The sequence below is a fragment of the Bacillus sp. TH19 genome, from assembly GCF_016651075.1.
Taxonomy (GTDB): Bacteria; Bacillota; Bacilli; order Bacillales; family Bacillaceae_G; genus Bacillus_A; species Bacillus_A mycoides.
The window spans coordinates 80,680-100,476 of the sequence record NZ_JAEKEO010000005.1; the positions used below are offsets into that span (position 1 = coordinate 80,680).

At 34.5% G+C, this 19,797-nt stretch carries 23 protein-coding genes; 8 read left to right on the forward strand and 15 right to left on the reverse strand.

What is annotated here, in order from left to right:
• Positions 1–4: 4 nt before the first annotated feature.
• The 5 genes from JFU54_RS03010 to JFU54_RS30185 form a co-directional block, all read right to left on the reverse strand.
• Complete coding sequence (locus tag JFU54_RS03010; RefSeq protein WP_000960163.1) at positions 5–937, reverse strand: ABC transporter ATP-binding protein; 933 nt, start codon at positions 935–937, stop codon at positions 5–7.
• A gap of 138 nt (positions 938–1,075) precedes the next feature.
• Positions 1,076–1,732, reverse strand: a complete 657-nt coding sequence (locus JFU54_RS03015; protein WP_201063717.1) for a response regulator — start codon at positions 1,730–1,732, stop codon at positions 1,076–1,078.
• Complete coding sequence (locus JFU54_RS03020; RefSeq protein ID WP_201063718.1) at positions 1,729–2,922, reverse strand: sensor histidine kinase; 1,194 nt, start codon at positions 2,920–2,922, stop codon at positions 1,729–1,731. The genes JFU54_RS03015 and JFU54_RS03020 overlap by 4 nt, the downstream gene beginning before the upstream one ends.
• Positions 2,923–3,075: 153 nt before the next feature.
• Positions 3,076–4,962 (reverse strand): ribosomal protection-like ABC-F family protein, encoded by a 1,887-nt coding sequence (gene abc-f, locus JFU54_RS03025; protein ID WP_201063719.1) that lies wholly within the window; start codon positions 4,960–4,962, stop codon positions 3,076–3,078.
• 124 nt (positions 4,963–5,086) lie between these two features.
• On the reverse strand, positions 5,087–5,221 hold the full coding sequence (locus JFU54_RS30185; RefSeq protein ID WP_002139888.1) for an RAxF-45 family protein: 135 nt from the start codon (positions 5,219–5,221) through the stop codon (positions 5,087–5,089).
• Between the two features lie 411 nt (positions 5,222–5,632).
• Between JFU54_RS30185 and JFU54_RS03030 the strand changes: the two genes are divergently transcribed.
• Positions 5,633–5,761 carry a hypothetical protein gene (locus tag JFU54_RS03030; protein ID WP_002029408.1) on the forward strand — a complete coding sequence of 43 codons (129 nt, stop codon included), beginning with the start codon at positions 5,633–5,635 and terminating at the stop codon, positions 5,759–5,761.
• Positions 5,762–5,896: 135 nt separating this feature from the next.
• Positions 5,897–6,691, forward strand: coding sequence for a DUF4931 domain-containing protein (locus tag JFU54_RS03035; RefSeq protein ID WP_201063720.1), 795 nt, complete (start codon positions 5,897–5,899; stop codon positions 6,689–6,691).
• An 11-nt stretch (positions 6,692–6,702) separates the two neighbouring features.
• Here the strand turns inward: JFU54_RS03035 and JFU54_RS03040 are convergent, their stop codons facing one another.
• On the reverse strand, positions 6,703–7,236 hold the full coding sequence (locus JFU54_RS03040) for a transglycosylase SLT domain-containing protein (RefSeq protein ID WP_000713256.1): 534 nt from the start codon (positions 7,234–7,236) through the stop codon (positions 6,703–6,705).
• 249 nt (positions 7,237–7,485) lie between these two features.
• Between JFU54_RS03040 and JFU54_RS03045 the strand changes: the two genes are divergently transcribed.
• The gene (locus tag JFU54_RS03045) at positions 7,486–9,135 is read left to right on the forward strand and encodes a DUF2334 domain-containing protein (RefSeq protein WP_201063721.1); all 1,650 of its coding nucleotides are present in this window, start codon (positions 7,486–7,488) and stop codon (positions 9,133–9,135) included.
• 31 nt (positions 9,136–9,166) lie between these two features.
• On the opposite strand, the gene JFU54_RS03050 is transcribed toward JFU54_RS03045, so the two are convergent.
• From JFU54_RS03050 to JFU54_RS03070, 5 genes are all read right to left on the reverse strand, one after another.
• Positions 9,167–9,937, reverse strand: coding sequence for a TatD family hydrolase (locus JFU54_RS03050; RefSeq protein ID WP_061689750.1), 771 nt, complete (start codon positions 9,935–9,937; stop codon positions 9,167–9,169).
• 745 nt (positions 9,938–10,682) lie between these two features.
• Positions 10,683–11,039 carry a YxeA family protein gene (locus JFU54_RS03055; protein WP_002029403.1) on the reverse strand — a complete coding sequence of 119 codons (357 nt, stop codon included), beginning with the start codon at positions 11,037–11,039 and terminating at the stop codon, positions 10,683–10,685.
• A 261-nt stretch (positions 11,040–11,300) separates the two neighbouring features.
• Positions 11,301–12,137 (reverse strand): YitT family protein, encoded by an 837-nt coding sequence (locus tag JFU54_RS03060; RefSeq protein ID WP_002009911.1) that lies wholly within the window; start codon positions 12,135–12,137, stop codon positions 11,301–11,303.
• A 117-nt stretch (positions 12,138–12,254) separates the two neighbouring features.
• Positions 12,255–12,584 (reverse strand): PH domain-containing protein, encoded by a 330-nt coding sequence (locus tag JFU54_RS03065; protein ID WP_002139893.1) that lies wholly within the window; start codon positions 12,582–12,584, stop codon positions 12,255–12,257.
• 160 nt (positions 12,585–12,744) lie between these two features.
• Complete coding sequence (locus JFU54_RS03070; protein WP_085308652.1) at positions 12,745–13,722, reverse strand: LacI family DNA-binding transcriptional regulator; 978 nt, start codon at positions 13,720–13,722, stop codon at positions 12,745–12,747.
• Positions 13,723–14,027: 305 nt separating this feature from the next.
• On the opposite strand from JFU54_RS03070, the gene JFU54_RS03075 reads away from it, so the two are divergent.
• Positions 14,028–14,120 carry a DUF3948 family protein gene (locus tag JFU54_RS03075; RefSeq protein ID WP_012260201.1) on the forward strand — a complete coding sequence of 31 codons (93 nt, stop codon included), beginning with the start codon at positions 14,028–14,030 and terminating at the stop codon, positions 14,118–14,120.
• Between the two features lie 156 nt (positions 14,121–14,276).
• On the opposite strand, the gene JFU54_RS03080 is transcribed toward JFU54_RS03075, so the two are convergent.
• Positions 14,277–14,882 carry a lysophospholipid acyltransferase family protein gene (locus JFU54_RS03080; protein WP_002091412.1) on the reverse strand — a complete coding sequence of 202 codons (606 nt, stop codon included), beginning with the start codon at positions 14,880–14,882 and terminating at the stop codon, positions 14,277–14,279.
• Between the two features lie 336 nt (positions 14,883–15,218).
• Here JFU54_RS03080 and JFU54_RS03085 point away from each other — a divergent pair, with 336 nt between their 5' ends.
• Positions 15,219–15,314, forward strand: coding sequence for a DUF3948 family protein (locus tag JFU54_RS03085; protein ID WP_002124767.1), 96 nt, complete (start codon positions 15,219–15,221; stop codon positions 15,312–15,314).
• A 69-nt stretch (positions 15,315–15,383) separates the two neighbouring features.
• Here the strand turns inward: JFU54_RS03085 and JFU54_RS03090 are convergent, their stop codons facing one another.
• Complete coding sequence (locus JFU54_RS03090) at positions 15,384–15,524, reverse strand: YrzO family protein (protein ID WP_002063481.1); 141 nt, start codon at positions 15,522–15,524, stop codon at positions 15,384–15,386.
• Between the two features lie 21 nt (positions 15,525–15,545).
• A complete protein-coding gene (locus JFU54_RS03095) occupies positions 15,546–16,514 on the reverse strand; it encodes a DMT family transporter (protein WP_002124765.1) in 969 nt (322 codons plus the stop codon).
• Positions 16,515–16,641: 127 nt separating this feature from the next.
• On the opposite strand from JFU54_RS03095, the gene JFU54_RS03100 reads away from it, so the two are divergent.
• Entirely contained in the window at positions 16,642–17,508 is an 867-nt protein-coding gene (locus JFU54_RS03100; RefSeq protein ID WP_002063480.1) for a LysR family transcriptional regulator, read from the forward strand.
• Positions 17,509–17,763: 255 nt separating this feature from the next.
• Positions 17,764–17,865, forward strand: coding sequence for a DUF3948 family protein (locus JFU54_RS03105; RefSeq protein ID WP_001060020.1), 102 nt, complete (start codon positions 17,764–17,766; stop codon positions 17,863–17,865).
• 65 nt (positions 17,866–17,930) lie between these two features.
• Here the strand turns inward: JFU54_RS03105 and JFU54_RS03110 are convergent, their stop codons facing one another.
• Positions 17,931–18,878 (reverse strand): substrate-binding domain-containing protein, encoded by a 948-nt coding sequence (locus JFU54_RS03110; protein ID WP_201063741.1) that lies wholly within the window; start codon positions 18,876–18,878, stop codon positions 17,931–17,933.
• A 121-nt stretch (positions 18,879–18,999) separates the two neighbouring features.
• Here JFU54_RS03110 and modA point away from each other — a divergent pair, with 121 nt between their 5' ends.
• The gene (gene modA / locus JFU54_RS03115; protein WP_002140142.1) at positions 19,000–19,797 is read left to right on the forward strand and encodes a molybdate ABC transporter substrate-binding protein; all 798 of its coding nucleotides are present in this window, start codon (positions 19,000–19,002) and stop codon (positions 19,795–19,797) included.

A 19,797-nucleotide genomic window follows, 5' to 3' on the forward strand; every position in this document is an offset into this window, starting at 1 on the left:
CCCCTTAATCACGAAGTGAACGTCCTGTTAATTGTAAAAAAAGTGCCTCTAAATTCGGTTCTTTTACTTCCAGTTTTAAAATTTGAGCTTTGTTTTCAACAACTTCTGAAACAACTATGCCAATTGCCTCGCCACCATTTAGTCCAATATCAATCGTGCTACTATCTTCGTCAAAAATAATCCGCTCAACAACAGGTAGTGCCTTCAACTTTTGTAGCAGTTCCGTACTGTAGCGATTTAATTGCAATTTCACCATAAACCCATCTGTTAGACGATTACATAGCTCTCTTTTCGTTCCTAGTGCAATTACCTTTCCATGATCAACGATGGCAATTCGCTCACATAAATACTCAACTTCTTCCATGTAATGACTCGTATAAATGACCGTCATACCTTTTTCATTTAACTTTTTAACAGTCTCTAAAATATGATTTCTCGATTGCGGATCAATCCCGACTGTCGGTTCATCCATAATTAATAACTCTGGTTCGTGCATAAGTGCTGCACCAATATTAATACGCCTTTTCATTCCACCTGAAAATGTTTCAATTTTATCTTTTCCCCGATCCTGTAAACCGACGTAAGCTAACACTTCCTCTGCTCGCTCTTTTGCAACTTTCCCATTTAAACCGTACATCTTTCCCCAGAAGATTAAATTTTCCTTCGCTGAAAGTGTCGGATACAGCGCAATGTCTTGCGGGACAATACCGATTTTCTTTTTCGCTTCTAATGGATACTCTTTTACAGATTTCCCACCAACTTTTATATCACCACTATCGTATGGAATTAACCCGCAAATCATTGATATCGTCGTTGATTTCCCAGCTCCGTTTGGTCCAAGCAATCCAAATGTTTCACCTTTTTTCACTTCAAAAGAAACATTCTTTACGATTTCCTTCTTGCCAAATGATTTCGTAATATGATCTATGACTAACATATTGATTCAGCCCCTTTGTATTCATCTACACTTTCATTGTAGAAAAATTTCTTCTTCTCTCCATCACCCTTAAGATAGAAATACAAAATAAAAAAGCAGCAAATTCTGCTGCTTTTTCACACTTATATATGCCAAAAGTCATGTGTACATCGTGACGCCATACCTTACTGCGTATATTGCGGCTTGTGTTCGATCTCTCAGTTCTAGCTTACTAATCAAATTAGAAACATGATTCTTAACAGTTCCCTCTGTAATAAATAGCTTTTCGGCAATCTCTTTATTATTTAACCCCAGTCCAATTGCTCTTAAAACATCTACTTCTCGCTCAGTTAATTGTTTTAGTTGTTCTGGTGGGTTACACTCTACTGCCACTTTCGTCTTTTTTAATTCCTCTATAATTTGTGCTGTTATATCCTGAGGAAGCACAACCCCGCCACTATGCACCGTTAAAATTGCTTGCGCGATTGCATCTGTCTCCATATCCTTCAATAAATAACCACTCGCTCCTTGCTCTAATGCCTCAAAAATAAGCTCACTATCACTAAAAGTTGTTAACATAAGAACCTTTATATAAGGAAACTTTTCTCTAACTAAACGAGTTCCTTCAACACCATTCATACGAGGCATCCGAATATCCATCAAAATAATTTCAGGCTGTAATTGTTTCACCTTTTTTACAACTTCATCCCCATCACTAGCCGTCCCTACCACTTCCAGTTCCGGACGTAAATTTAATATCATTGCCAATCCATCACGAATCAGTGATTGATCATCAACAATCATAATTCGAATCATAACGCTCCCCCTATTACCCATGTTTTTTCTCGGAGTGGAAATTCGATTTTTAGGCGAAAACCTTTTTCTATTTCACCCTCAAATTGAATGATTCCACCATGCTCCTCTACACGTTCTTTCATATTAAGTAAGCCAAATCCAGGGCTTACTTCATTGACTCCCATACCATTATCCAAAATACATAACTTAACTTGTTCCACTGAACAAACTAAACTCACTTCACATAAACTAGCTTTTCCGTGACGTTTTGCATTCGTTAAAGACTCTTGCATAATACGAAGCAACGTAGGCTGTAGTGACAACGGAATCAAAACCGGATCTCCTTGTAATTGAAAAGATACTTGTACTTTCGTCACTTTAGAATATCCATGTAACATTTCACGCATATTCTCTATTATGTTCCCTAGTTTACTTTCCTCTTTTAAGGCATGCACAGAAGCTCTCACTTCTTGAAGTGATTTTCTAGCTAACCCATGGCATGTATGTAAAACCTCTTCTGTAGCGTCCGATTTTTGTTTCCATAAAACCTCCGCCAATTGTAACTGAACAAGTAATGCCGTCATATTATGACCAACAGTATCATGAATTTCTCGGGCAATATCATTTCGCTCCCGAACAGCTGTCAATTCTTCTACCTCTTTTGCATATAGACGTAATTGCTCATGTGCTTCTTTTAAAGCAGTATGAGATAATGCTAATTCCCCATATTGCTCATCTACCATTTGCCGAGCAGCTGTAAGTTTTTTTATTAAGTTTCCAGCTAAAGCACTGAAAATGATAAACATAAAGTTAATTGCATTACTCTCCAATTCCAGACTCTCTGTATGTTGATACGTATGTAGTATATTTATAAACCAACAAAGAAAGAAAAAAGCGATAAAAAAATAAGTCATCCTTTTACGCCAATCATGAATAAATAATCCTACCGCATCAATTCCAAATATAATTAAATACAAACATGTCTCGGGAAATAAAAACCCTAATAACGCTGTGACAATACCGTTTGTGAGCAAGGTATAAAAAACAAGTTTCCTACTCCCTTTTGCTTTTACAAGCAAAATATGATTCACAATATAAATAAAAAGTGCAATACCGACAAAAATTTGTAAATTTTCTGTTTCACGTGAAACATGATTTGCGTAAACTAAGCAAATCATGACGATTGTAGCAATCCGCGCATATCCTAACATAAAATTCTCCCCACGTTTTAGTGACCTAAAGTGTATTCTCTTATCACAGCAATAAGAAAATTATACCAATTTTTCTACTTTCATTATACTAAAAAGAGCAAGCTCTCTCCCAAAATATGAGGAAACAACTTGCTCTTTTTCATTCTATTTTCTTTACTCCACAATATTCTCTAACTCATTATATAACTCCGCTCGTAAAAACTCTTTTTTCTTTTTTTCTTCATATAATTGTTCAAGCATTTCAACATCAACTACATTTTCCATTTTACATTCGAGTGCATATATATCTTCTTCTATATGCATTAACTCATTTTCAACTGCCTCTAAATCCCTAGACTTCTTCTTTTTTATAGGCATTACTTCTAACGCTTTATTCCCTTGCTGTTGCTGCTTCTGTTTTATTACCTGTTTCTCAATTTTTTCTTCCCACTTTTGACGAGCCCATGCATAGTTCCCTGCAAACTCAAATAATTTGTGCTCATCAATCCAATATGTCTTTTCAAACAATTTATTTAAGAAATAACGATCATGTGAAACAGCTAAAATCGTCCCATTATATTGTTCAAGGGCCTCCTCTAAAACTTCCCTTGATTCAATATCAAGATGATTCGTCGGTTCATCTAAAATAAGAAAGTTAACATCTTGATACATAAGTTGCGCGAGCCTTAACCTCATTTTTTCTCCACCGCTAAGTTGTGTTACTTTCTTAAAAACAGCTGGACCATAAAATAAGAAACGAGCTAATATATGTCTTGCTTCTCCCTCTGTTACAGCCACGCAATCTCTGAAAGCTTCCAATACATTGTTCTTCATATTCCCGTACGCATGTTGCGATAAATAACCGATTTTCACACTACTACCAATCCGAATTTCTCCAGCATCTTGCTGCATTTCTTTTAGTAATAGTTTTAATAACGTAGTCTTTCCTGTACCATTACGTCCAACGATAGCTGCGCGCTCCTGAAAACGAATATGCAAATTTACTTTCTCGAATAAAGATCGTTCATCAAATCCTTTACTCACTTCTTTCATTACAACAACATCTTTCCCGCTTCTCTCTTGCCCTTCAAACTGAAGTCCCATCTGTTTTCTATCCAAAATGGGTCTCTTTAGTTTCTCTATGCGCTCTAATGCACGTTCCATATTTCTGGCTCTCTTATGCAATCCTTCATTCGGCGGATTCGCTTGATTTGCCCATTCACGTAGACGCTTAATTGCTTCTTTCATTTTCTTTATTTTCTTTTGCTGTTCTTGATACGCTTGAAATTCTTGAAGCAGCCTTTCTTCCTTTTCCTCAACAAACTGTGAATAGTTCGTATGATATACGTGAATTTCTCCATCTTCTAAATCAAAAATTTTCGTTACAACTTCATCAAGGAAATAGCGATCATGCGAAATGACCATAACTGTTCCTGTATATTCTTTTAGAAATTGCTCTAACCACTCGACTGCAAATAAGTCCAAATGATTTGTTGGTTCATCTAACAAAAGTAGATCTGGTTTCTGCAATAGCATATACGCAAGGCTTACTTTTGTTTGTTCTCCACCACTTAACTCCATAAATGATCTTGGAAATAGTTCCGTCACCTGTAGACCATTTGCTACCTTCATAATATTCGCTTCTATTTCATAACCACCGAGAAACGCGTACCTTTCTTGAATTACTCCGTATCTCTCCATCAATTTTTGTAAAGCAGATGATTCCTGTTCTTCCGCCATATTTTTTTCTAAAGCATGCATTTCTATCTCCAACTCTTTTTCCTTTTTAAACGCGGAGCTTAATACATCATATACATTCATTTCATTGTTAAATTTCGGAATTTGTGCTACATGACCAATGCGCGTACCTTTCTTCACATGAATAGCCCCTGCATCCAAACCCTCAATTCCTGTTAAAAGCTGAAAGATAGTTGTCTTCCCACTACCGTTACGACCAACTAATCCAATACGTTCTCCATTCTTTATTTCAAGCGATATATTTTCAAATATGATGTTTCCACCAAAAGATTTCTTTACATTATTTACACTACAAATTGTCATTTTCCGTACTCCTTTCAATATAAAAAACCATGGGAAAGAAACATTCCCCATGGTTTTTGTCATAGAAAAAGGAAGCCAAATAGCTCCCTTTTCACACGTTTATCAAAAATGGGTGAAGAGACTTCTATCGTTCAATAGCTACTATGCAATTGTTAAAAAAGGGCATACGTATCCCGTTAACAACTACATCATGAAAAATCGCACGACAAATATAGATATAATCTAAAAATTTTGCGCGCGTAGCTAAAGAACATTTCATCTCATTCACTCCTTTCGTACGGAATTTAATACTTACTTCTTTATTATACTTCCCCGATTTATGTTTGAATAGTCATTTTTCTGAAAATAATAAAGATAGACTAAACATTTCAATAAGTGACATCAAATCTTACAAAACTGTTATGTTCACGTAATGGAAAGCGATAGTACGAAAAGATACCTCCCTATACAATAAAGATGTAAACAAGAGAGACAAAAACAAGGAGGAAACAATCATGATGAAAGAAATCGTAAAAGCAATCTTTGAGGTATTAGTGAACGGACAAGCAGTTGTAAAAGAACTATAAAAGGGAGGAAAGAACTATGATGAACATGGTAAAAATGATCTTACATGCTTTAGTTGATGCGAAAGCAGTTAGCCAAGAATTAAACCAACAATAAAAAGGGGTATATGAATATGAAGAAAGCCATTATTGTAATCGCAAGTACAGCAATTGCCTTATACACAATAAAAAATAGAAAAAAGAAACAAAATGAAAATGCTCTATATTATCCATACACACTATTAAAGAAAAAATAAAAGACAAGGTACCCTATTGCAATGAGGATATCTTGTCTTTTATTTTTCCCTATTCCCTTTAAAGGATTTCCTTCTCCTTTTCCCGAATGTATTAAGCGGGATTTTTACATATATTTTAAAGGGGCATAAATACAAATGGATACACAACAACTATATTTTTTAAACGATATCGGTAAACAAAAACCAGAAAGTATTCGGAACAGAAACACTGCATGTCCTTTTTGTGACAGAGAAAATTTAACGGATATTTTAGCAACTGAGGGCTCTATTATTTGGTTAAAAAATAAATTCCCTACATTACAGGATACCTTTCAAACCGTGCTAATCGAAACAGATAATTGCGAAGACCATATCGCAACATATACAGAAGAACATATGAGAAAACTAATTCGCTTCTCTATTCTCCATTGGTTAAACTTACAGGAAAATGAAGAATTCACTTCTGTGATTTTATACAAAAATCATGGTCCATTTTCAGGCGGAAGTTTGCATCATGCACATATGCAAATTATCGGAATGAAACATGTAGACTATCTTGAAAATATTGAGGAAGCAAATTTCCAAGGGGTAATTGTTCAAAAAAATGAACGCATTGAACTCAACATTTCAGAGCGTCCTATTATTGGCTTTACTGAATTTAACATAGTCATTGAAGATATTGCATTTATAGATGAAATGGCAAATTATATTCAGCAAACTGTACGTTACATACTGACAGATTTCCATAAAGGATGTAGTAGTTATAACTTATTCTTCTATCATCTAAATGGAAAAATCATTTGTAAAGTTGTTCCTAGGTTTGTCGTTTCACCGTTGTATGTAGGATATAAAATACCTCAAGTTTCTACAAAACTAGAAGATGTGAAAATACAACTAGCGCAGTATTTCATGAAAGAAAAGGATGAAATTATTCATAAAAAAACAGAGTAGGTATAGAAAACCTACTCTTTGATTACACCTTTATTTCGATAGTATACATCCTCTAATCCGATGTTATACTTCATATTGTTATCCGTCCACTCTGGTCCTAAATTCCCTGGCCATCCAGATGTATTCGCTATATATTTCAGTAATGCAAAATCAGTCAAACCTTTTTGCACCCCGCGCTTATAACCTTTCATTAAATGCGGCATTGCAATTTGCGCATTTGTACGTGGATCTTTCAGCTCTTCATCAGTTAAATGATCTGGCGCAAGCCCACCACCGCGGTGTAATTGAAACAATCCGAATGAAGTTCCGTTATCTCCAACACTTCTTGGATTTAACCTACTTTCGTGTTCAGCAATTGTAAGAGGTATCCATTCCGGAAGGTTTACTTTCTTTGCTTCCTCTATAATGATTTGTTTCATCTGTTTTGCTTCTTCTGAATCAACATAGCTTGTCTCATTCATTAGCTTACCCATTCCTTCAGACTTTCCTTGGAAATATAAATACACTCCAAGAACAACTAAAAATCCTACAAAGAATTTCTTCACTACCTCTACCTCTTTCTCCGCTGAAATTTGTCCCCTTTCAGCCTTTCTTTTACAATTACCAACACTCTATCATTCTCTTACCTTTCAATCATAGCAAATTACTATACATATTATCATCATGCTTTAGACCGATTTTGCGAAAAAAACATATGGTAAATACGTGCAAAAATGTAACTTACATGGACTATAACTTATTTCTTGTATATAATTGTAAATTGAATTCTATATATAGAATAGGAGCATAAATAAATGAAAAGAACTCTACTAATCTTTTTCAGCATTTTACTACTCATTCCTATACATACCTCTGCACAAACATCATCAAAATCAAAAGTACTCGTTTTGTATAGTACAGAAGACAACAAAATTACAAACAATGTACAAATCCTTAATACTCAGTTAGGGCACTTTACAAAAGATATAACAGTAAAAAGCTTAAAGGAAGTAAAGGAAAGTACTGAATCATCTTCTTATACACATATTGTTTATATCGGAGAGAAAAAAGAAGATTTTTCTATTGCAGCAAAACAATTTCTAGAAAACTTCTCAGGTCCCGTATTAGTTTTAGGACAAAATGTTGAACAATTATCTAATCGTTTTTCTTTCATTACCTCGAAAGAAACCGATATACGAATTCACACCATAGAATATCCGACTAACCAGTTAAAAAATGAATTACATGAAGAACGCTTAATGAAGAAAATTGAAACAAAAGGAACAACTCTTGCTTACGCCTTGAGTGCTGATGGAACTCATCCGTTAATCATTCAGCAAGGAACATCCTATTATGTTGCAACTCCAAACCTTTTCGATTGGATGTCTCATTACGTCGGTGAAATGTTATTTTCTTATTTCGGACAAAAACCTGAAACAAATAAAACTTCAGCTTATTTACGCCTTGAAGACGTTCATCCAGCTGTAGATGTAAAGCAATTAAAAGAAATCGCTGAATTACTAAAAGAGAAAAAGCTCCCTTATATGATTACCGTTATCCCTGTTTACAAAGATCCAGACACAGGAAAAACAGTACATTTAAAGGATAACTCTGAATTAATCGATGTTTTACACTTTATGCAAGATAATGGTGGCTCTATCGTTATGCATGGTTACACACATCAGTTTTATGATAGTGAAACTGGCGAAGGTTTTGAATTTTGGGATGTAAAAACAGATCAACCAATTCGCCAACCAAACCATGAAAAATCAAAAACAAAAAAAGATTTTCAGTCTACAGAAGACTATAATAAATACGTAAAAAACGGGAAAGCCTTCGAAGAAAAATATATTAAAGATCATATTGAAAAAGGGATTACAGAGCTTGTAGAAGCTAAATTATATCCAGTTGCCTTTGAAGCTCCGCACTATACAATGTCTCAAAAAGGATATGAAATACTATCACAATATTTTTCAACTTATGTAGGACAAATACAACTAAACGATACAACTTGGAAATCAATGCACTCACCGGCTTATATAAGTACACCGTCATTTTTACATGGGATGAAATTAATTCCTGAAACTGTTGGCTTTATTGAAGAAGGGAAGCCACAAGCTATAGCAAAAATGAAAGAACGTGCTTTATCTATCACTAAACTATCTGATGGAATTATCGGTGCATTTTATCATCCTTACTTGGGCGTTGAACCATTAAAAGAAGTATTAAAAGAACTAGAAAGTATTCCAAACATAGAGTGGATTGATTTACAAAAAGACATGAATGAAGTAAAAATGAAAGATATTCATATTACTACTAATAAAGAAGGCATTCACGTTGAAAAACCAACAAGTGCGAATGACATAATTGATTATATAAAACAATATGGGTTCTTCCTTATAATTGGGTTCATTATAATTGTCTTTCTTTTATTATTAAGACGTGCGAAAAAATTAGAGTCATAAAAAAACACCAAGCGAGATGCTTGGTGTTTTTTTATGACTCACTAACTTTATAAAATCGCACCGTATTCGCATATATTTGCTCAGTAACTTTCTCTACTGATATTTTTTTTATTATACTAATTTCTTGTAATACATCTTTTATCATATAAGGATGTGTCATCGTATCCTTCTGAAATTCCCACGGCCCATCTGTTTCTACCATCATATATTCAAGCGGATAATACGAAACTATTTTTCTAATTTTCTCCTTATGTAAAACATCCGGTGTGATAGAAATATAATAACCGTTCCTCATCATCCGTTTCATTGTCTCTTCACTTCCTTTAAACCAATGAAAGTGTGCACGCGAAACTTTATATTCTTCAAGTAAACCACATACAGTGTCAGTATCTTCATAAACCGCATGCAATATAATTGGTAAATCGTATTTACTAGCTAGTTCCACAAACTTTTTTAACACCGCTATGTATGGATCAATAGCAATATTTTCATCTTCTTTCCTTAAATAATATGGCAAGCCCACTTCACCAATCGCAACGATTTCCTCTACATGATCTTCAATTAATTTATAAATTTGCTCACATTCCTCTTTATGAATCGGCTGCTCCGGATGAAAACCTATTGCTGGATGTACAAAAGGATATCGCTTTGCTAAAGATAAAGTTTCTAGACATGATTGATAATTCATAGATACTGCAATAAGCCCTTGTATCTCTTTACTGTTTTCCACATCTATAAATAATCTACTTTTCTCTTCATTCTCATATTGATCAACATGTATATGACTATCAATCAATTTCATCTTTATGCCCCCATAAAAAAAACAAGAAAGGGTCTTCCTTCTTGTTTTATCATCTATATTAGTTAACAATTAAATTTGTTATTATATCAAATAATCCAATACATACTACGGCAACAGTAAAGTAGCTACAGAAATCTTTAATTGGAAACTTCACTACTTCTTCTTTACGCATCCCAGTTTTCTCCCTTCTTAATATATCCCTAATTATTTTTTATCTATTTGTATCTATTATGCAAAAAATATGACAAATTTACTATCGAATTAACTTACGTAAACCTTACAATGTTGTAAGGTTTGAAAAAGAGCCTCATCTAAATAGAGATGAGGGCTATTAAAAATTAGTTGGTTTTTCATTCTTCATTAACATTACAAACAGAAAGTGATACAGTGAGACTTTCTAGTTACACTATATGAAATTTACTATATTTTAACCATCGAATTACATTACAGAAGGCTTACATGTTTGTAAGCTATGTGTAATGTAATTCGATAGTTTCCCTTACCTATATTTCGTACAATAAAGTTAGAAAGTAAGCCAAATAAGAAGAATACTCACATAACCAAATTACATTGCTAGTAGCCGACTCTTCTTATACCTTTCACTCATGCTACTACAATGTACCCCCTTCCCCTTTATATAATAAGAAAAACCTTAGTCCATATGGACTAAGGTTTTTTCACGAACCTAAAATACTCCTACCTAGTATTTTTATTTTCGACAAAAAATAGGCGGGGGTATAATTCGCTATCTCATCGTTAAAAGTTTACTCTTCGCATTAATAGGAATATTTACAGCTTCAATTTCTTCAATTGCCTCGCCGTAGCGTCCTTTTGCGTACACCTTTAATGCTTCATCTCTCTTTAACATATGCTTAACAGTCTTCTTTATTTTTTGTTCTCTTCCACGTTCATCAAATGCAATAAATTCATATTCATACCATTCATCACCGACATGCTGACCAATCGCATCCACAATTGTATAGTATTCTTTCGTCGTATAAAGCGGATTATATTTATCAATAACTGGTCCAAGTTTCGTAGGTAGTAATACTACTACTATCACTACCATAGCTATTACAGTAGTAATTATTTTTTTCTTCATAATACTGATCTTCCTCCTCTGCAGGATACTTATACATCCATTCTAAAGAGCAGGAATTTAATCTACCATTCAATCCCATTACATTACCCTTACATTTTTGTAAGAATAAAGTGAAACTTTAATCAGCCCTCACCAATCGGGCGTTTACGGGCAGTTGATCTCCCACCTAACTTCTTTGCTCCAGCTGAATTTTGAGGTGGGAGTTCTACTGCCCGTTAATGCGGGATAAAAAAAAGATGAACGAATTTTCTCGTTCACCTTTTAGCTTGCTTTAAAGCCACCGCCAAGTACATCACGCACATCGTGAATGACAACGAAGGCATCTTCATCAACTCTACTAATAACTTGCTTTAACTTAACAAGCTCTTGTTTATTAATAACGATATATAAAACTTCTTTATTTTTGCCAGTATATCCGCCGCGTCCTTCTAATACAGTGACACCGCGCGTCATGTTTTTCGTAATAGTCTCTCGAATTAAGTCTGGTTGATTCGAAATAATCGTAACAGCTGTTTTTGTATCCATACCTTCCACGATGAAATCAATTACTTTCGCTCCGACAAATACAGCTACAAGTGTATACATTGCCTTTTCTTGTCCTATTATAAATACAGAGCCAGCAATTACAACGATATCAATAATAAGTACACCTTTACCAACGCTCCAACCTAAATATTGATTTGCTAGTCGAGCTAAAATTGCCGATCCTCCTGATGTACCTCCAGCTTTGAACATACAGCCTAATCCGATACCTACAAATACACCAGCAAATAAAGCTGCTAGTAACGTATCACTATTTACTTGATATTCGATATGTTCTGTAACATATAAAAACAAAGATGTTTCCACAATACCTATAATTGTGTAAACCATCGTTTTCTTATCAAAAAATTTATAACCTACAGCTAATAAAATTGCATTCAAACCAAAATTCACAATTCCCGGTGACCAATCAAATAAATAGTACGTAACAACTGTTAAACCAATAATTCCACCCTCTGATAAACGGTTTGGAATTGCAAAGTAATTAATACCAATTGCGAATAATAATGAACCAATTGTAATTAGTGTTATTTCCTTTATACGTTGATTAACCATAGTTCATACCTCCCCCCATTTGACATTGTATCACTATCTCCTAGAGGTTTAGAAGTTGTTTTTATTCCGCATTTCCCCTCACAAAGACCAAGATATTATGTTTAAACAAAGGGGTGATTAATTATTCATATTCGCTCTAACTGTACGGACAAAGCGCTCCACATTCCCACTCTGAATATACTTAGCTCTAATGGTTTCACGATTACAAGTACATTCGAAATATGGACGGAAATCTATGTCATCTATATGCAAATACGAATACTCTTCAAATATCGCAGGATAGCACGGAAATTTCCCGTAAAATAGAAGACGTCTAGTAGTGGCAACAAAAATCCCATGTTGATAACATAAAGTAAAGTCATCCTTTTCAAATATCCCTACGACAAACGCTAAAATCTTTTCGTCATCCTCTACATATTTTTTCATACTTAATAAAAGCTCATTCATGCATATCCCTCCAAATTCTATTCATTGTTTTAACACTTGAAAAGAATCCATGGATTATTACAGACCGGTGTAACTCTTTTATAAAGTATGAAACGCGTTTCCTGTCAAAGACATTTCAAAAAATAATCCGTTATGTGATTATACACATAACGGATTATGACTAAACTGTAGAACGTTCCACAAGTTTATATGGAATTTCCATCTTTTCTTGTTTAGAACTCTCATCACTTACTTGCCTGTAAAACATTTCAAAAGCCGTCTTACCTATTCCCTTTAAATTTTGGTCAATGGTTGTCAGTTGTAAAACTTGAGAAATCGGTTGGTTATCAAAACCAATAATCGCTAAATCCTCTGGAACTTTAATACCTAATTTTTCAACTTCTGTCATGATCCCAATAGCGACCTCATCTCCTGCCACTATTAATGCTTCAGGAGGATTCTCCATCTCCTTGAATTGATGTGCAACTCTTACACCATCTTCTAACGTAAAGCATTCTGTGAAAATCCGATCTTCCATCACTTCTTCATCTATTAATTGTAGCTGTTGTTTATAAGCATCAAAACGTTTCTTACTACTTGGCCCTAACTTTCTTCCCGTACAATATCCAATCTTCTTATAACCTTTTTCAATAAGGTAACTCATCCCTAATTGAAAGGCATTAAAATGATCTGTATATACACTCGATATGCTTTCAATATCATTATCCTCACAAGCAATAACCGCCCCATACGCTGCATAAGGCTCTATAGTTTCCCACTCATTAGCACGAGAACAAATGATAAGACCGTCTAGTTGCTTTGTTTTCAACATATGTAAACTTTTCATTTCTTCTTTTTTATTGTAGTTCGTTTGACAAAGAAGTACTCGATAGTTGTGAGCTAACGCAACTTCCATCATTCCACCCACCATCGCATCAAAAGACGGATGATTAATATAAGGTAAAATCACGCCAACAATATTCGTCTTCCCTTTTGATAAATGAACAGCATTTGCATTTTGCGAGTAATTCAATTTCTCAACTATTTCTAAAACAACTTTCCTTTTTTCTTCACTTACATATGGATGATCATTTAATACCCTCGAAACAGTCGTAACTGAAACCCCAGCCATCTTTGCAATATCTTTAATATTAGCCATACACTCACCTCTACTTTTAACTTAATGAATCACATGAACATATGTCAAATCTTCTCATCATGACACTTTCATTCGTTTTTCTTACAAAAGTGTAATTTCCCTGTAAGCTAATTCGATAGTGACTCTCCGCAACATTTCATATAATTAAGTCAGAAACAGGGCAACAACCATTTGAAAAGGAGCGGATCTATATGATGAACAAAATGAAAATGAACAATTTCTTAAATACAATGAGCTTGGTATTTTCCGCTCTTATCGATGCAAAAGCTGTTGCTTCTACATTAAACAAGTAAGGAGAATACATTATGAACAACATCACTTTTAATAAATTAGATTTTTTAGGACTAGCTAGCGGCACGGTTCTTCTTACTGCTTTCATTTACGCTGCTACATTATAACTTCGTGTCCCCTTTATCCCGCTTTAACGGGCAGTAACTCCCACCTCAGAATTCGGCGAATGCGAGGAAGTTAGGCGGGAGATCAACTGCCTGTAAAAGCCCGATTGGTTCAACTAATAATAGAAAAGACGACCGTCTATGCACGATCGTCTTTTCTTATTTTTGATTTGGCTGCAAAACTTCCTTTAGTTCTTCAAACTTTGCATTTAATTCATCTGTCATCATCTTCATAGCCGTTTTTCGATCTATTTGTTCTTCAGCATCAATTTGAATTGGGTCTCCAAAAACTAATCGCGCTTTTTTTCCTTTTATCAATTCTTTTATACTTGATGGACCAACATAAGCTGCCGGTATTAACGGAACGTTAGAACGCATTGCAATCGTAACAGCCCCAGCTTTTAGTGAAACGTCTTCTGATGACCTCGTCCCACTCGGGAAAATCCCTACTACTTTTCCTTCTTTTAATAAACGTGATGGAATTTTTAATGTGCTTGGCCCTGGATTCGCACGGTCTACAGGGAATGCATTTACATTTTTAAAAAACCAATTTTTAAATTTCCCTTCAAACAATTCTTTTTTTGCCATGTAATGAATTTGGGTTGGGTACATTCCTGCCGCTAACATTAAAACATCCATAAAACTTGTATGTGTACACGCAACAACATAAGGGCCATCTTCCGGTAATTTCTCTCTCCCTTGTACTTCTACCTTCCCAGCCATTTTAAATATATATTTCAACGAAAATGTAATTGGTTTATACATTTGTTTCGTTCCTTTCTGAATATCCGAAGTATAATTATTTTCTTACAACGATTATAACACTAAGTTTTAGGAGTTGGTAATAAAAATAAGTATTTATTGTTAAATTTCAATTCTTACAAAAGTGTAATTTTCTTGTAAGCTAATTCGATAGTGGCTCCCTTCACTATCTTATACAATTAAGTCAGAAAGTAACAACAACCATTTGAAAAGGAGCGGATCTATATGATGAACAAAATGAAAACGAACAATTTCTTAAATACAATGTGCATGGTATTCTCCGCTCTTATCGATGCAAAAGCTGTTGCTTCTATATTAAACAAGTAAGGAGAATTTATAATGAATAACATGACTTTTAATAAATTAGATTTTTTAGGACTAGCTAGCGGCTCGATTCTTCTTACTGCTTTCATTTACGCTGCTACGCTTATATAACTTTGTGTCCCCTTTCCCCTTTATATAAATAATAATTAAAAAGACGACCGTCTATGCCCGGTCGTCTTTTTAATTTTTTCTTTCCTTCAAGTCTTTTAAAAGCTGTATCAGTTCAGCTTGTTGTTTTATATTTTTACGACCGTTTCGATTAATTGCTGCAAGCTCGCAGGCAACTCCAGCAGCAAAGAAAAACAATAAACTTTCTAACATATAAAATCCTCCAGTTGCCTATTAAACAGCTTGACGCAATTGCTTTTCTTGCAAAATTTGTTTATTTATATTTTCTTCTTTTCTCTGACAAACATTATTACGAATAAGCGCTGCAATAACAAATAATGTTCCTACAATATCAAATGTTGTTATTTTATACCCTTGCATCATCATAATAACTAAAGTAGTAATTGGCACAAAGTTAATAAATAAAATACCATTAATGGATGATAAGATTTTCACACCATAGTTCCAAGCAAGTAGTGCTACGATACCTGGTAATGTCATCATAAATAACAAATCATACTTCACAATAGAAATCGTTTCCATACTTGGAACAGATACATATCCAAGCACTGTAATGACCACAGTTATAATCCCTGTGACAGTTGTACCCAATACACATGTCAAAGTAGAATAGCGTAATGTTGACCAATCGCTACACGTTTGACCACCCATCGTATAAATAACCCATCCTACAACACCAACAAATATAAATGCTAGCGAAAACATGTTATCTTTCAATGTTAAAAAGAAACTCATATCACCTTTCGTAATAACAAATACAGCCCCTACAAACGCGATAATCATGCTCGTTATCATATATTTCTTCGGCTTTATATTTTTATATCCCCATAAAATACAAATTGAAATCATTGGCATAAGCGCCTCCATAATAGAAGCTACCATTACACCTGATTTTCCCATTAACATTTGTCCTAGAAAAATTAATACATTATATACGGTAAAAGCCATTGTTCCAAAAAAGACGAGTAACTTCCCTCTTCCTTCTAAGCGAAATGCCTTCTTTCCTTCTTTCATTAGCAATAATACAATCAATACAATTGCTACCGCACCATAACGAATAAACGAAAAATAAAATGGATCTATGTATTCTAGAGCATGATCAGCAACCGGAAACATCGCTCCCCATGACATACTTGCAATTAAACATGCCAAAGCACCTATTATCATTTGACCTTTTCTCACCACAATCCCCCGCTTCTTTCTATTTGCACAAAGAGAATTGTAAAAGAAAAAATATATCACGTAAAATGATTCAAAATGATGTTAACTATCATTTATAATGATAGTTAACATCAAGGAGGAGCATAAAATGGAATTACGAGACTTACAAATCTTCCAGAGCGTTGCCGACCGCGGTAGTGTAAGCGGCGCAGCAAAGGAATTAAATTATGTACAATCAAATGTAACCGCACGTATTAAACAATTAGAAAACGAGCTGAAAACACCTCTCTTTTACCGTCATAAGCGAGGCATGACTTTAACAGCTGAAGGAAGAAAAATGCTCGTTTACGTTCATAAAATTTTGCAAGATGTTGAAGAGCTAAAACAAGTGTTTTTAGATAGTGAAACACCATCTGGCATATTAAAAATTGGTACAGTCGAAACAGTCAGTACATTACCTACCATTTTGTCTTCTTACTATAAAAGCTATCCAAATGTCGATTTATCATTACAAGCTGGTCTAACGGAAGAGCTTATTAGAGAAGTACTCGATCATCAATTAGATGGCGCCTTTATATCAGGTCCTATTAAACATCCACTAATTGAACAATACGATGTTAGTACTGAGAAATTAATGCTTGTTACACAAAATAAAGCTTTTCATATAGAAGAATTCACTACGACGCCCCTACTCGTTTTTAATCAAGGATGTGGATACCGTTCCAAGCTTGAACGATGGCTTAAAGATGAAGGTTTGCTACCAAAAAGAATTATGGAATTTAACATATTAGAAACTATATTAAATAGCGTAGCGCTCGGTCTTGGGATTACACTCGTCCCCCAGTCTGCGGTGCAGCACCTTTCTACAGCAGGTAAAGTACACTGCCATCCAATTCCGGAGAAATACGGCAGTATTTCAACTGTTTTCATACGCCGTAAAGATAGTTACATGACCAATTCGATGCGCAGCTTTTTAAAAACAATTAAAGAGCACCATCATATCAATATGCTTTAAAAGACATTCTTACATGAATGTCTTTTTTTCTTACAAAAGTGTAATCCTCCCGTAAGCTAATTCGATAGTTGTAGGCGGCCATATTTCATATAATTAAGACAGAAAGCAGGGCAACAACAATTCGAAAAGGAGCGGATACACATGATGAACAAAATGAAATCAAACAAATTTTTCAATACAATGGGCATGGTGCTATCCGCACTTGTCGATGCAAAAGCTGTTGCAACAACATTAAACAAATAAGGAGAGATTATGATGAACAACATTACCTTCAACAAATCAGACTTTATCGGACTTGCAAGTGGAGCTACTCTTCTTACTGCATTCATTTACACACTTGCTCAAAGTCTCGTTTAACAATTTGTTTCCCCAACCCCCTTTATATATAGAAAAGGCTGCTCGTCTTATAGACAAGCAGCTTTTTAGTTTGTTTCATATATAATTTGGCCTGTTTTGCTTATATCATATCCACCAATTGCTTTTAATTCATTGTGAAACTCTTCAGATTGCAAAACCTCTTTTATAACCTCAATAAGTTCCTCATCTTCTCTATTCTTCAGAAGTACTAAATCATACTGTTCTTTCATTATTGGAATAAAGTCTACGTTCACAATTTTGGAAAACTTTTCTGATCCTACCCCAACATCAGCTTTTCCATTCGCGACTTGCGAGGCAACGCCAAGGTGATTCGATTCTTCCCATTCATACCCGTTAATATCTTCTTTACTTAATTTTTGAATTCGCAATTGCTCATCCACTAACACCCTAATACCAGAACCTTTTTCTCGATTTACAAATCGTATAGATGGCTGAGCTAAATCAGCCCATGTTTTTATATTTTGTGGGTTCCCTTTTTGCACATAAAACCCAACATTTCTTGCTAATAAATTCATCATAATATATGGTTGTCCAACTAAAATACGTTTTACGTAAGGAACATTATATGTACCCGTTTCACCATCAAATAAGTGTAAACTAACGACGCTTCCTTCTCCTTGGTACATCTTCACTAAACTCGTTAAACTACCTTGATACGCTCTCAATATATTAGAATTTGGCAATCGATTTTCTATATGCTTTGCCAACATATCTAACGTTAGTTCTTGACCACTAATGATGCGTGTATTCGAACTACTAATTTCGTCCTTCTTTACAGGAGTAAATTGTACCTTCCCTGTTTTCATTTGCTTTATATATTGTTCTAAATCAGCTGCATCAATGCGCATTTGTCTACCAACCCTATAAGAAGGAAGTTCTCCTTTTTTAATCAGGTCGTATACAGTTAATTTTGATACTTTTAATTGCTTTGCTACTTCTTCCGTTGTGTAGGAATGATGATCCATAGACGATTCCTCACTTTCTTCCTTCATTGTAACAAAGAAAAGAATATTTCTCCTAGTTTTTAAAAACAACTATATCGTTCAAATTATATTCAATTATAACTAGTTATAATTAGTTATAATTAATTTAGTAAACGAAGGGAGATTTTTTATGAACAAATTTACTTTACGATCCATTGGGGTACTTATACTTTCTTTTCTTCTTATATTCAGTGTAGCTTGTTCAAGTGAAGAAAAGTCAGCTGCTAAAGAGGGAGAATCAGTGGAGCTGACTATATCAGCTGCTGCAAGTTTACAAGATGCATTAAAAGAAATTGAAAAGCAATATAAAGAGAAAGAACCAACTATTCAACTTTCTTTTAACTTCGGTGCTTCTGGTGCACTTCAACAACAAATTGAGCAAGGTGCACCTGCTGATTTATTCTTCTCTGCAGCAGAGGATAAATTCCAAACTCTTGTTAAAAAAGGATTTATTAATGAAAAAGAAGGGAAAAACCTTCTTGGAAATGAACTAGTTCTAGTCATTCCAAAAGATAGTGCTCTTACAAAACTTCAAGATTTAAAGGATGAGAAAATCAAGAAAATCGCACTTGGTACACCCGAATCTGTACCTGCAGGAAAATATGCAAAAGCTTCTCTCACATATGAAAATCTTTGGAATGACGTTCAAAATAAAATCGTATTTACAAAAGATGTTCGCCAAGTGTTAACATATGTAGAAACAGGTAATGTTGATGCTGGTATTGTATATAAAACAGACGCTCTCGTTTCAGACAAGGTAAAAATTGTAGAAGCGGTAGCAGCTAATTCTCATGAGCCAATCCACTATCCTTTAGGTGTTATAAAGGAATCTAAGCATAAGAAAGAGGCGACTTCATTCTATGAGTATTTACAATCAAAAGATGCACAATCTATCTTTAAGAAATATGGATTTACAATCCTGCCATAA